The 13,091-nt window shown below is 51.6% G+C and carries 11 protein-coding genes; all 11 read left to right on the forward strand.

Going from position 1 to position 13,091, the window contains the following annotated elements; all coding sequences use genetic code 11:
• On the forward strand, window positions 1-2,835 hold a 2,835-nt coding region (locus ACTIE6_RS04295; protein ID WP_439555454.1), incomplete at its 5' end, for a cobaltochelatase subunit CobN.
• A 37-nt stretch (window positions 2,836-2,872) separates the two neighbouring features.
• Window positions 2,873-4,750, forward strand: a complete 1,878-nt coding sequence (locus ACTIE6_RS04300; protein WP_439555455.1) for a magnesium chelatase subunit D family protein — start codon at window positions 2,873-2,875, stop codon at window positions 4,748-4,750.
• 83 nt (window positions 4,751-4,833) lie between these two features.
• Entirely contained in the window at window positions 4,834-6,315 is a 1,482-nt protein-coding gene (locus ACTIE6_RS04305; protein WP_439555456.1) for a cobyric acid synthase, read from the forward strand.
• Window positions 6,316-6,320: 5 nt separating this feature from the next.
• The gene (locus ACTIE6_RS04310; RefSeq protein WP_439555457.1) at window positions 6,321-7,343 is read left to right on the forward strand and encodes a pyridoxal phosphate-dependent aminotransferase; all 1,023 of its coding nucleotides are present in this window, start codon (window positions 6,321-6,323) and stop codon (window positions 7,341-7,343) included.
• Window positions 7,322-8,260: an adenosylcobinamide-phosphate synthase CbiB gene (gene cbiB / locus ACTIE6_RS04315; RefSeq protein ID WP_439555458.1), complete on the forward strand. Its 939-nt coding sequence runs from the start codon at window positions 7,322-7,324 to the stop codon at window positions 8,258-8,260. Before ACTIE6_RS04310 ends, cbiB begins: the two co-directional genes overlap by 22 nt.
• On the forward strand, window positions 8,260-8,796 hold the full coding sequence (locus ACTIE6_RS04320; RefSeq protein WP_439555459.1) for an AAA family ATPase: 537 nt from the start codon (window positions 8,260-8,262) through the stop codon (window positions 8,794-8,796). Before cbiB ends, ACTIE6_RS04320 begins: the two co-directional genes overlap by 1 nt.
• A complete protein-coding gene (locus ACTIE6_RS04325; protein WP_439555460.1) occupies window positions 8,786-9,961 on the forward strand; it encodes an ABC transporter substrate-binding protein in 1,176 nt (391 codons plus the stop codon). The genes ACTIE6_RS04320 and ACTIE6_RS04325 overlap by 11 nt, the downstream gene beginning before the upstream one ends.
• A 156-nt stretch (window positions 9,962-10,117) precedes the next feature.
• On the forward strand, window positions 10,118-10,696 hold the full coding sequence (locus tag ACTIE6_RS04330; protein ID WP_439555461.1) for a cob(I)yrinic acid a,c-diamide adenosyltransferase: 579 nt from the start codon (window positions 10,118-10,120) through the stop codon (window positions 10,694-10,696).
• The gene (locus ACTIE6_RS04335) at window positions 10,697-11,200 is read left to right on the forward strand and encodes a bifunctional adenosylcobinamide kinase/adenosylcobinamide-phosphate guanylyltransferase (RefSeq protein WP_439555462.1); all 504 of its coding nucleotides are present in this window, start codon (window positions 10,697-10,699) and stop codon (window positions 11,198-11,200) included.
• 3 nt (window positions 11,201-11,203) lie between these two features.
• Window positions 11,204-12,253, forward strand: coding sequence for a nicotinate-nucleotide--dimethylbenzimidazole phosphoribosyltransferase (gene cobT / locus ACTIE6_RS04340; protein WP_439555463.1), 1,050 nt, complete (start codon window positions 11,204-11,206; stop codon window positions 12,251-12,253).
• Window positions 12,250-13,041 carry an adenosylcobinamide-GDP ribazoletransferase gene (locus tag ACTIE6_RS04345; protein ID WP_439555464.1) on the forward strand — a complete coding sequence of 264 codons (792 nt, stop codon included), beginning with the start codon at window positions 12,250-12,252 and terminating at the stop codon, window positions 13,039-13,041. Before cobT ends, ACTIE6_RS04345 begins: the two co-directional genes overlap by 4 nt.
• The last annotated feature ends 50 nt before the right edge of the window (window positions 13,042-13,091 follow it).

Below are 13,091 nucleotides of genomic sequence, written 5' to 3' on the forward strand. Positions count from 1 at the left end.
CGGATCGACAGGGTAACCGGGCTCGCGCTCCGCTTTGCGAGACTAAAACCTCTGAATAATCCGGATAAAAAAGTCGCCTTCATTTTTACAAATTCCAATACCAAAGCTTCGCAGGTAGGCAATGCGGTTGGGCTGGATGCGCCGGCTTCACTGATGAACATTCTATATGCAATGCAGGCGGAAGGTTATGTTATAGAAAACCTTCCGGCAACGAGCGACGAGTTGATCCACAGTCTGATAGACAGATGTTCGTACGATGAAAACTACCTGACACCTGCGCAGCTCTCTAATGCTGCCGGGCGCGTGCCGGCGGCGCAGTATCAAAGCTGGTTTGAAGAATTACCTGTTTTGATCCAACAAAAAATAACAAAACAATGGGGGCCGCCTCCGGGCGAAACTTACGTACACGACGGGCACATTGCACTCGCTGGTCTGGAACTGGGGAATGCATTTGTCGCCTTGCAGCCGCCAAGAGGCTATGGAATGGACCCTGACGCCATTTACCACCAGCCGGACCTGCCCCCGACATACCATTATTACGCACTTTACCGCTGGCTGCGAGATGAATGGAAAGCCGACGCCATTGTGCATGTGGGCAAGCATGGAACATTGGAGTGGCTTCCGGGTAAAGGGATCGGTTTATCCGAAAACTGCTTTCCCGATGCTATTCTGGGCGATTTGCCTTTGTTTTATCCATTTATTATCAATGATCCGGGGGAAGGCTCGCAGGCGAAAAGGCGCGCGCACGCGGTAGTTGTCGATCACCTCACACCACCTATGACGTCTGCCGACAGTTATGGTGAACTGGCGGAGCTGACCCAGCTGGTCGACGAATACTACCAGGTAGAAAGCCTCGATCCCGCCAAGCTGCCGCTGTTGCAGAGGCAGATATGGGATTTGATTAAACAAACAAACCTGGACGCAGACCTGGCGGCAATGCTCAGCCGCGACCACGGCGACCACAAGCACGATTGGGACGACGAAATGACGCCCGAAGGTGTGCCGGTGAGTTTAACTGAAATGGACGGAAAAGATGTTGCGCATTTGATCGAAGATATCGACGGTTACCTGTGCGAACTCGGCGCAGCCCAGATCAGGAACGGGCTGCATACTTTGGGTGAAATGCCCGCAGGGCAGGCACTTACTGATATGCTGCAATCACTCACCCGGCTGCCGAATGCAGAAATACCGGGTTTGCAGACTGAAATGTTGCAGGCTTTTGGGTTGGATATCGATGTGGTTTTGGCCAAGAAAGGTGAGCGTTTGCATCAGGTACCATCGCATTTGCAGCAACTGGCAGACAGACCTATTGTTACCGGCGCCGACGCGCTGGAAGTGATCGACGAGCTGAGTAACCATTTGTTCAGGCTTTTGGAAAATGATGATTTTTATAAAAGATCCATTGATCAGGCCATTTTTGAAACGCTGAATTTTTCACCCGAAAAACCGGAATTAGCCGGAATAAAGCGGATTTTGGAATTTGTATGTAAAACGCTTGTCCCTAATCTTGCCAAAACAGATGAGGAGATAACCAACCTGCTGCACGGACTCTCGGGCGGCTACATTCCCGCCGGCCCAAGTGGTGCTCCCACGCGCGGAATGGCGCATATTTTACCAACAGGCCGCAATTTCTATGCAGTTGACCCCAGAGTTTTGCCTTCGAAAGCGGCCTGGGAAGTTGGCCAGCAGCTCGCCCGCGAAGTGCTCGACCGCCATTTGAAGGAAACCGGCCGGTTTCCCGAAAGTGTGGGGATCAGCATCTGGGGTACCAGCGCCATGCGGACCCACGGCGACGATGTGGCCGAGGTACTTGCGTTGCTGGGTGTGCGCCCGGTTTGGCAATCGGAGAGCAGGCGCATTACAGGTGTGGAGCTTATCCCGCTTGCGGATCTAGGACGTCCGCGCATCGATGTAACAACCCGGATCAGCGGATTTTTCCGCGATGCATTTCCACATTTGATCGATTTACTGGATCAAGCGGTGCAGCTTGTAATCGCCTGTGATGAGCCGCTTGATCAAAACTTTGTCCGCAAGCACTATCTCAAAGACCTTGCTGATTTGCAAAAAAATCAGGAGCTGTCGCCAGAAGAAGCCGAAGAGCGGGCAGGATACCGTGTTTTCGGCGCGGCACCGGGTACTTACGGAGCTGGTATTTTGCCTTTGATTGATGAAAAAAACTGGCATTCCGACGCTGATTTCGCACAAGCTTACGTGAACTGGGGCGGGTATGCTTATTCCAGAAATGCGCAGGGAGTAGATGCGCGAAGTGAGTTTAAAAACCAGCTCGCCGGCGTCGAAATCGCATTGCATAACCAGGATAACCGCGAACACGACATTTTCGACAGCGACGATTACCTGCAATTTCACGGCGGAATGATCGCCACCATCCGCAACCTGACAGGTCAGCAACCCAAGCACTATTTCGGCGATTCACAAAATCCGGCACAACCCGTTGTGCGCGACCTTAGAGAAGAAACCCTGCGCGTTTTCCGCTCCCGTGTTGTCAATCCGAAATGGATAGACAGCATTAAAAAACACGGCTACAAAGGCGGTCTCGAACTTACAGCCACGGTCGATTACTTGTTTGGCTACGACGCTACTGCGAAAGTTGTCGACGATTGGATGTACGAAAAAGTAGCCGGAACCTACGCGCTTGATCCCGCCATGCAGCAGTTTTTCGAGGAAAGTAACCCCTGGGCGCTGCACGCCATTTCGGAGCGGCTGCTGGAAGCGGCCCAGCGAGGTATGTGGGCCGAGCCTTCGCCGGAAGCTTTGCAGGGATTGACGGAGCTGTACCTCAAAAGCGAGGAGCTGACGGAAACAAGAAGTGAGTAAGGGTTTTTGTAAAAACAATATTTTGAAATAAAAACGAATGCATTATTACCCGTTTTCAGCCATTGTGGGGCAAGAAAAGTTGAAGCTGGCACTGCTGCTTTGCGCGATCAATCCCGGTATTGGCGGTGTGCTGATCAAAGGAGAAAAGGGTACTGCCAAAACTACCGCGGCGCGCGGTTTGTCGGCTGTAATGCCGCCGATCGGGGAAAGTAAAGGCGTTCCCTTCGTAGACCTTCCACTGGGCGCTTCCGAGGACCGGGTAATGGGAAGTCTGGATCTGGAAGCGATAATTTCTGAGAAGAAAAGAAAGCTGCAACCCGGTCTGCTCGCTGCGGCGCATCAAGGGATTTTGTACATCGACGAGGTAAATCTGCTCGCCGACCACCTGGTCGATATCCTGCTCGATGTGGCTGCGTCGGGGGTTAATACCATTGAGCGGGAGGGACTCTCTGCAAGTCACCCCGCAAAGTTTGTGCTCATTGGTACCATGAATCCGGAAGAGGGAAACCTGCGCCCGCAATTCCTGGATCGCTTTGGTCTGATGGTAGAGGTAGCTCCGCCTTTCGATATTGCTGAACGCACCGAGGTAGTGCGCAGGAGGATGGCGTTTGAAGCGGATCCTGTTGATTTTATTCAGAAATGGGAGGTTGCACAAACTGCATTGCAATCCAAAATCCGTGACGCGCAGGCATTATTGCCGATTGTACAAATGCCTGATGGGCTGCTTTCGATGATCAGTCAGCTGTGTGTCGAATGGTCTGTCAAGAGCTTGCGGGCTGATATTGTGATGTTTAAAACAGCGGTAACGCTGGCCGCCTGGGCGGGGAGAGATATTGTCAATGCAGATGACATCAGACAAGCTGCTCATCTTGTCCTCACTCACCGGATCCCCGGGATGAATCCCGGGGCAATGGATTTTGGGCCTGCGGCTTCGACTGGGCTTGCGGCTGCGCCTGAGCCGGGACCTGCGGCTTTGCCTGGGCTTGCGGCTTCGCCTGAGCTGGGGCCTGCGGCTTTGCCTGGGCTTGCGGCTATGCCTGAGCTTGCGGATGCGGATGCGCCTGGGCTTGCGGCTGCGCCTGAGCCTGCGGGGGAGGATGAGCTTGGGGCTTTGGATTTAAGGGGGGGCGGGGGGCGGCTGCGGGCGGAGGTGCCGGTGCGTGTTCCTGAACTTGTGGATGGGCGGCGGAGCAGGGCTTTGGATACTTTTAAGGGAATGCAGGTGCGGGCGGAGAAGGATGTTTTTGCAAAGGATATTGCGGTGACAGCGAGCGTTGTGCATGCCATATCGCGTGATCCTGATCGCATTGAGCTTTCCCGTGAGGATTTGCACAGGAAAATAAAAAATGGCCGGGCCGGGAATCTCATTCTCTTTGTGGTGGATGCTTCCGGTTCCATGTCTGCCGGGAAACGAATGGAGGCGGTGAAGGGAAGTGTGCTGAGCTTGCTGGAAGATGCTTACCAGAAGCGCGATATCGTTGGCGTCATCTCTTTTCGTGGGTTAAAAGCGGACATTTTGCTGGAACCTACCGGCAGCATTGAGCTGGCCGAGAAGGCAATGCAGTCACTTCCGACCGGCGGGCGCACGCCGCTTGCACACGCAATGCAGCTGGCGAGGGAACTGCTGCATTCCTATAAAAGCAGACCGGGGATTAAACCCTTTCTCGTCATTTTAAGCGATGGAAAAGCCAATGTGCCACTCGCAGGTGGCGGTGACCCGTGGCTGCAAACCGTACAGCTTGCCACGCAGATTGCTAACCTGAACATTACTTCTCTGGTACTTGATACGGAAAAAGGATACCTGCGTTTCGGTCGCGCGGCGGAGCTGGCGCAGGCGCTTGGCGCCGAATGCGTGGCACTGGATGATCTGTCGCACGAGGGAATTATGGCTTCGGTTACCACGCGGCTTGGTTGACGCTTTTGCAGGGATGTTTTGGTTTTTTTTTGTAAAAAGATAATGTAAATGCTGAATAGCTCTTTCAGGACTGAATTCATATCATGTCGATAATCACACCATTGCGCCCGATCATGTTTGCCGGCACCGGTTCCGATGTGGGTAAAAGTGCTATTGCAGCTGGATTTTGCCGGATTTTCAGGCAGGATGGATTTCATCCCGCTCCATTCAAGGCGCAAAACATGTCGCTCAACAGCTACGTGACTGCGGATGGTCTCGAAATGGGCCGGGCGCAGGTGATGCAGGCTGAGGCGGCTGGTATCCCGTGCCAGTCGGATATGAACCCGGTGCTTTTGAAACCTACCAGCGACAAGTCTTCGCAGGTGATTTTGAATGGAAAATCTGTGGGAAACCAGTCTGCTTACGAGTACTTCATGGCCAATGACAAGCAGGCACTTTTTACTGCTGCAAAGGCCGCGTTTGACAGACTTTCAGCTAAATATTCACCCATTGTCATGGAAGGCGCCGGCAGTATTTCCGAGCTGAACCTGAAACACCGGGATATCACCAATCTCCGTATGGCGGCCCATGCCGGTGCTGCCACTTACCTGGTCGGGGATATTGATAAAGGTGGGATTTTTGGGAGCGTTTATGGAACGATCGCGCTTCTGACACCGGAAGAACGTGCCTGTATGAAGGGAATCATCATCAACAAATTCCGTGGGGATGCCCGATTGTTTGAAGATGGAAAACGAATGCTGGAAGATCTGACAGAGCTGCCCGTCACAGGCATTTTGCCTTACTTTCGCGACATCTACCTGGAACAGGAGGATTCGGTTTCGCTTGAATCCAAGTTCCGCAATGCAGCGCAGGGTAAGATCAATATTGCCGTGGTACTCCTCCGCCGACTCTCCAATTTCACCGACTTCGACCGCCTCGAAAATGATCCCTGCGTCCATTTGTTCTATACGCAGGATCCGGCCGAATTGGAAAAAGCATCCATTATCATCGTCCCAGGAAGTAAAAATACGATTGCTGATCTGCTGGTGATCAAGAACAATGGAATGGCGAAAGCGATTGTGGCGGCGCATAAGTCAGGAAAAACGGTAGTTGGCATTTGTGGCGGTTATCAGATGCTCGGAGCAAGTATAGCAGATCCTTTTCACGTAGAAGGTACCCTCGAAAGCATACCCGGACTCGGCATTTTACCCGTATCGACCATTTTACAAAAAGAAAAAACAACGCTGCAATGCCAGTTTACATTCTCCCAAAATGGATTGCCCGGAACCGGGTACGAGATTCATATGGGGGATACAGAAGTAAAAGGTACACCGTCGCCCGTGGTGACCTTTGCCGATGGAAGAATGGACGGTTACTACCTCGATCATAAAACCTGGGGGACTTACATGCATGGTATCCTGGACAATGAACACGTGATCGATCACCTGCTGGGTCAGTATAGCCAGGAGTTGGTGGATAAGCGACTGGATTTCCAGGCATTCAAAGAACAGCAATATGATAAGCTCGCGGATCTGATCCGCGCCAATGTGGATATGTACCAGATTTACAATACCCTAAAATTCTAGCAAAGATGTTGAGCGGACACGGAGATGATGGTTACACTTTTAGGAAAAATATCGTTGCCGATTTCAGTACAAACGTCTGGTACGGCGGCGAGCCCGCGGGATTGAAGGAGTTTGTGTGGGACAAATGGAATGAAGTGAACAGGTATCCCGAGGTAACCGCGGAGCGGCTTTCAGAGAAAATTGCCGCGCATCATGGACTATCAAGCGGGCAAATCCTGGTAAATAACGGTACCACCGAAAGCATTTACCTGATCGCCCAGCTGTTTTCCGGGCGGGCTACTACCATTCTCACTCCTGCATTCTCGGAGTATGAAGATGCATGCCACATTTTTGGCCACGAGCTCAGGTTTTTACCCTGGGCAGAAGCACTGGAACTGCCGCAGCTGCGCTCGGAGCTGGTTTTTATCTGTAATCCCAACAACCCGACAGGCAGATTGTTTGCTGACCTGCTGTTCTGGATCAAGAGAAGTCCGGGCTGCCTTTTCGTAATCGACGAAGCATTTATCGACTTTACGGTCGGCGCGGAGTCTGCATTCAACCTGCTGAAAACTTTCAGAAACGTGGTTATTCTTCGCTCTCTCACCAAGACTTACGCGATTCCGGGCTTGCGGCTGGGTTATATAGCCGGCCAGGAAGAGCTTGTATCCCAGCTGAGAGGCATCAAACAGCCGTGGACTGTGAATGCATTAGCGCAGGCAGCTGGCCATTTTATTTTTGACAATGACGAAAAGATCAAGCCCCCGGTGGAACAGCTGCTTTCCGACAAACTGGACTTTTTGAATCAGCTTAGTTCAAATGAAGCCATTGAAGCGAGTGAAAGCGCCACACATTTCTTCCTTTGCAAAACCCTGGTAAGAAGCGCCGGGCACCTCAAACAGTTTTTGCTCGAAAACCACGGAATCCTGATCCGGGACGCAGGCAATTTCCGCGGACTTACTCGGCAGCATTTCCGCGTTGCAACACTCAGCCCGGAGAAAAACAGCTTGTTAGTTAATGCGTTGGAAGAATGGAAAAAGCTTTATTACTGATCGTTCCGCTTTTAGCGGGTTACCTGCTGGACCTCTGGCTCGGCGATCCGGATAACTGGCCGCATCCTGTCCGGCTATTTGGAAATATGATTTCAATTGGTGAAAAGTGGCTTAATAAGGGAAGTTTCAGGTTTGTAAAAGGCATGTTCCTCTCGCTGCTGCTGGTAAGTGTTGTCTTTGCGTTTTTTTATTATTTAAACAAAATGACCCTTTCCAATCCCTGGCTTTTTCTAACTACAAACAGCCTGCTGGTGTGGTACGGGCTGGCTAATCACACGCTGATTCGGGAAGGTAGGGCCGTTTTTCTGCAACTAGAAACGAATGGATTACAGGCGGGCAGAGCACAGCTTTCGCGCATTGTTGGCCGGGATACTGCGCATCTTTCGGCCAGGCAAATTCGGATTGCGGTACTGGAAACAATGTCGGAAAACCTGAGCGATGGCGTGGTAGCTCCTTTGTTTTTTTACCTCCTCGCTGGTGTGCCCGGTATGATGGCTTACAAAATGATCAATACCCTCGATTCAATGATCGGTTACCGCAATGCGCGCTACGAGCAATTCGGCAAGTTTGCTGCGCGGTTGGATGATCTGGCAAACCTGATCCCGGCGAGATTAACTGCATTCCTGATGGTACTCGTGGCGGGAAGCTGGCGCGGGCTGGATTTTATGCTCCGATTTGGCAATAAGCACAAAAGTCCGAACTCGGGCCACCCGGAGGCAGCACTGGCCGGGATACTCAATTGTCGCTTCGGTGGGCCGAATGTATACCACGGCGTACTGGTCGACAAACCATATATAGGCGAAATGGAGCGCGAAATAGCCCCGGACGAGATCGCTACGGTTAGCCGGATCAACCACCGCGTTTGCCTGACAATGGTCTTATTGGTGAGCCTGATTATCTATTTAACTACAAGATAATGCCCGCAATCATCATTACAGGCGGGCCAGGTTCCGGGAAATCGACTTTGTTGAATGCATTGCAGCAGCAAGGTTTCAACTGCGTCCCCGAAGTATCGAGAATGCTGATCCGCGAGCAGGTTGCGCTGGGCAGCGGCTGTTTGCCCTGGCTGGATTTGGGTGCATTTGCAAAGGTTTGTCTGGACAAAATGGCGGCGGATTTTCAGTCAGTGGACGCAAATGCAGTAGCGTTTTTCGACCGTGGAATTCCTGACATACTGGCTTACCTGCGGGTTGGCGGGCTGGAAGCGGGGGTAGAATTTCAGGAGGCTTTAACACAATGCAGGTATGCGCCGCTTGTTTTTATCGCGCCTCCGTGGGAAGCGATTTATGTGAATGATGAAGAGCGCTGGCAGACATTTGAAGAAGCCTGTGCGTTGTATGAAGCTGTTTTTCAGGTGTATCAGGCGGCAGGTTACCGGGTTGTTGTGCTTCCGCTAGCCCCGGTTGAAGAGCGGGTTGAGTTTGTGATCAAAATGGTTAAAAATGAATTTTAAACTAAATATTACCCTCGTCATTTTACTGTTTTCGCTGCTGCTCGGTTGCAGCAGCTCGTCTTCGCTCTACGAAAAAAACGAAATCCGCAGGGGAGGTAACGAGGTTTTTTCAGGCGAAGTCCGGGTGAAACATGCGAAAGGTTTTACGATCAGTTACCATAAGAAATGGAAGGTAGTGAAGATCGCCAGTCCGTTTGAGAAATCCACGGACACTTCGACTTACCTGCTGGTACCCCGCGGCACTGCCCGGCCGAAAGGCTTTTCCAATGCGCAGATGATTGAAATCCCGGTGAGGAGCCTGGCCGCCATGTCGTCCATGCATATTGGGTTGGTGGGTTTTCTGGAAGCGGAAGATGTGCTGGTGGGGCTTGGCAATGTTCAGTATGTATCGTCGCCGCGCGTGATCGAGCGGATCAAGGCCGGTAAGATCGTGGAGGTAGGAAAGGGGCAGGGGTTGAATGAAGAAAAGCTGATCACCATGCAGCCCGACCTGATTATGGCCACAGGCAGTCCGGTCTCGAAAATGAACCATTATGCTTCCCTGAATGCGGCAGGCATCCCGGTTCTGATCAATTCGGAATGGGTGGAAACGACGCCGCTTGGCCGGGCCGAGTGGGTGAAGCTTATGGGCGCATTGCTCAACAAGGAAGCCGAGGTAAATACAAAATTCGAGATCGTGGAGAAAGAGTATCTCCGGCTGGCAAAACTGGGAAAGAGCGCGGCTACTAAACCGACTGTAATCACAGGGATGAACTCGCGGGATGCGTGGTTTGTGCCGAACGGGAATAGTTACGTGTGCCAGTTTTTGCAGGATGCAGGCGCTACTTACCACTGGTCGGATACACGGGCAACAGGCAGCTTGCCGCTGAGTTTCGAGGCCGTGTACCCGGTTGCATTGCGGGCCGATTACTGGCTTAATGTAAGTATCGGAAACATCACAAAGAAGGAGCAAATATTAGCCAAAGACACGCGCTACGCCGATTTCAAAGCCTTCAAATCGGGTAAGATTTTTAACTACAACAAAAAAATGAATGAACAAGGCGCCAACGATTACTGGGAATCCGGCGCCGTAAACCCGCACGAGCTACTAGCAGATCTCATTAAAATCCTGCACCCGGAAATGCTGCCGGAGAGGGAGCTGGGGTATTATAGGAGGGTGGAGTGAAGACTTCGGCTTTCGGCAGTCGGCAGTCGGCTTTGCTTTTGTCTTTCGGCAGTCGGCTGTCGGCTTTGCTTTCGGGTTTAAGTATATGATTTTTAACTAACAGAAAAAAAAATAAAAAAAGGCCGAAAGCTGATAGCCGACGGCCGAAGTATTACAATGAAAATCTACACCAAAAAAGGCGACAAAGGCACCACTGGTTTATTCGGCGGGAGCCGGGTATTTAAGGATGATGTGCGCGTGGAATGCATGGGCGCGCTCGATGAAGCAAATTCGACGATCGGGTTACTGCGGGTGAAACTGGGTGAGACACATGAATGGCAGCCCAACCTGCAAAAGATCCAGAAAGATTTAATGGATATGATGTCGCACCTGGCGCGACCTTCGGATGCGAAAAAGGAGAATAAAAACCCGATGCCGGTAGATGGAGCTGCTTTTTGCGAAGAGTGGATCGATGCGCTGGAAGCTGCGATGACTTCACCTTCGGACTATTTCCTGCTTCCGGGCGGCAATGAGGTTTCGGCACTTTGTCACGTGGCACGGACCCAAATACGCCGGGGCGAGCGCCGGCTGGTTTCGCTGATCAAAACCGACGAAGTGCACGAGGCGATTCCGGCTTATATCAACCGGTTGTCGGACCTGTTTTTCACATTGGCCCGCGCCGAAATGGACAAAGCCGGGGTTGCCGAAGAAAAGTGGCAGCTGTTTTTATACAAAAGATTCAAAAGTGCCGAATAAATGATCATTTATGTAAGTGGCGGGACCCGGAGCGGGAAAAGCAGCTATGCACAGCAAATGGCGTTGCAGCTCAGCAAAAATCCCGTGTACGTGGCTACCGCGAGGATTTGGGATGAAGATTTTGCCCGGCGCATACAGCTGCACCGGAATGAGCGCGGCCCGGAGTGGGAGCTGATGGAACAGGAAAGCGGCCTCCATTTGCTTCCCTTGCAAAACCGCGTGGCCGTGATCGACTGTGTTACGCTTTGGCTCACCAATTTATTTATGGCGCATGATCAGGATATCGCTGCTGCATTGGAGGCGTTTAAGCTGGAAATCAATGCACTAACGGATATCCCCGGAACATTCATTATCATTTCAAATGAGATAGGAATGGGGCTGCATGCGGAAACGGAGGTGGGCAGGAAGTTTACGGATTTACAGGGCTGGGCCAATCAGTATTTGGCTGCAAAGGCTGAAAAAGCCATTTTCATGGTTTCCGGATTGCCACTTTTCTTAAAATAACAATTGGAACAACATATCACCGCACCAAAAATGCAGCAGGATTTAGATGCCCGGATCAGGGAGAAAATTGATTTAAAAACCAAACCAACAGGCGCATTGGGTTTATTGGAAGAACTGGCTTACCAGATCGCTTCTGTTCAAAATACGCTCAATACCAACCTGGTGGCACCGCATATCATTGTTTTTGCAGCGAGTCACGGGATCGCTGCAAGCGGCGTAAGCGCGTATCCGACAGAAGTAACTGCGCAAATGGTACTGAACTTCCTGAATGGAGGCGCGGCGATCAATGCATTCACCCGGCAGCACCAGATTGAACTGACGGTGGTGGATGCAGGTGTGGATTACGAATTTCCGAATTCTGAAAAGCTGCTCGACCGCAAGATTGGTTTTGGTACCAAAAATTTCCTCGAAACAACTGCTATGACGGCGGATGAATGTTTGCGTTGCCTCGAAGAAGGTGCGGAGCTGGTCAAATCGGTGAGTGAAACGGGCTGTAATGTGATCGGTTTCGGGGAAATGGGAATCGGGAATACTTCCTCGGCGGCGATGATCATGAGCAGGTTGCTCGGGCTGCCTTTGGCGGATTGTGTGGGAATAGGTACCGGGCTGGACGATGCAGGTCTGGACAGAAAACTCAGTCTGCTGTCACAGGCGGCTGAATTGCATAAAGATGTGGGTAATGATCCTTTGCAGGTTTTGCAAACATTCGGCGGATTTGAAATCGCGATGATGTGCGGCGCAATGCTGGAAGCGGCGGCGCGGCAGATGATCGTGCTGGTCGATGGTTTTATTGCTTCTTCGGCTTATCTGGCGGCTTTGAAAATGAACCACCGGGTCCGGCAAAATGCAGTATTCTGTCACCAGTCGGAAGAAAAGGGGCACCGGATCCTGCTCGAAACTTTGAATGTGAAGCCCATTCTGCACCTGGGCATGCGGCTGGGCGAGGGTACCGGCTGCGCAGTGGCTTACCCGATCCTGCAAAGTGCAGTCGCCTTTTTGAATGAAATGGCAAGTTTTGAAAGTGCGGGAATCAGCGGAAAGCCGGCGCTATGAAAAGGCAGGTATCCCTCTTTTTTGCCGCATTGCAGTTTTATACAAGGATACCGATCCCGAAATGGGTTGTTTATGATCCGGGAAACCTGAGTCCGGCTACCCGTTTTTTGCCCCTGATCGGCTGGATTGTTGGTGCCATTGCTGCTTTAACCTGGCTCATTGTTTCATACCTGACCAGCATTCCGGTAGCTATCGTGTTTTCAATCATCTCGTCCATTCTCACAACTGGCGCGCTGCACGAAGATGGTTTTGCGGATACCTGTGACGGATTTGGAGGCGGGTGGACACGCGAGAAGATATTGCTCATCATGAAAGACAGCCGCATTGGTGTTTATGGTGCGTTGGGGCTGGTTTGTATACTTGCGGCCAAGTTTTCCCTCTTGCAGCTGCTTGCAGAAATCTCCCAAAATCAAACTCTTGTCACTCCTTTAATCCTGATAGCCGCGCATGCGATAAGCCGGTTTATGCCTGCGTGCATTATTTACAGCGAACCTTATGCGCGTGATACCGATGATAGTAAGTCAAAGCCGGTTGCGCAGCATGTTACAGCCGCTACGTTAATAATCGCCGGCGTTTTCGGGATTGGACCAATGCTGGTTCTTTGCATTACTTTAAAATCTGCGCTGCTCTTGATCTCCCTGGTATTTCTTGCGTTGATTACCTGGGCGATGAACCGGTATTTCAGGAAATGGATCGGCGGGTACACGGGCGATTGTCTGGGTGCGGTCCAGCAGGTTTGTGAGGTTGGTTTTTACTTCTTTCTGGCGGCGATATGGAAATTTATCTGATCCGGCACACCACGCCGGAACTGTCGGCGGGACTCATTTACGGCAGGCTA

Source organism: Dyadobacter sp., from assembly GCF_051859145.1.
In the GTDB taxonomy this organism is placed as follows: Bacteria; Bacteroidota; Bacteroidia; order Cytophagales; family Spirosomataceae; genus Dyadobacter.

Bases quoted from the DNA above. Each gene is read 5' to 3' on its own strand.
- ACTIE6_RS04300 (WP_439555455.1), top strand. From the start codon at position 2,873: ATGCATTATTACCCGTTTTCAGCCATTGTGGGGCAAGAAAAGTTGAAG.
- ACTIE6_RS04305 (WP_439555456.1), top strand. From the start codon at position 4,834: ATGTCGATAATCACACCATTGCGCCCGATCATGTTTGCCGGCACCGGT.
- ACTIE6_RS04310 (WP_439555457.1), top strand. From the start codon at position 6,321: ATGTTGAGCGGACACGGAGATGATGGTTACACTTTTAGGAAAAATATC.
- cbiB (WP_439555458.1), top strand. From the start codon at position 7,322: ATGGAAAAAGCTTTATTACTGATCGTTCCGCTTTTAGCGGGTTACCTG.
- ACTIE6_RS04320 (WP_439555459.1), top strand. From the start codon at position 8,260: ATGCCCGCAATCATCATTACAGGCGGGCCAGGTTCCGGGAAATCGACT.
- ACTIE6_RS04325 (WP_439555460.1), top strand. From the start codon at position 8,786: ATGAATTTTAAACTAAATATTACCCTCGTCATTTTACTGTTTTCGCTG.
- ACTIE6_RS04330 (WP_439555461.1), top strand. From the start codon at position 10,118: ATGAAAATCTACACCAAAAAAGGCGACAAAGGCACCACTGGTTTATTC.
- ACTIE6_RS04335 (WP_439555462.1), top strand. From the start codon at position 10,697: ATGATCATTTATGTAAGTGGCGGGACCCGGAGCGGGAAAAGCAGCTAT.
- ACTIE6_RS04345 (WP_439555464.1), top strand. From the start codon at position 12,250: ATGAAAAGGCAGGTATCCCTCTTTTTTGCCGCATTGCAGTTTTATACA.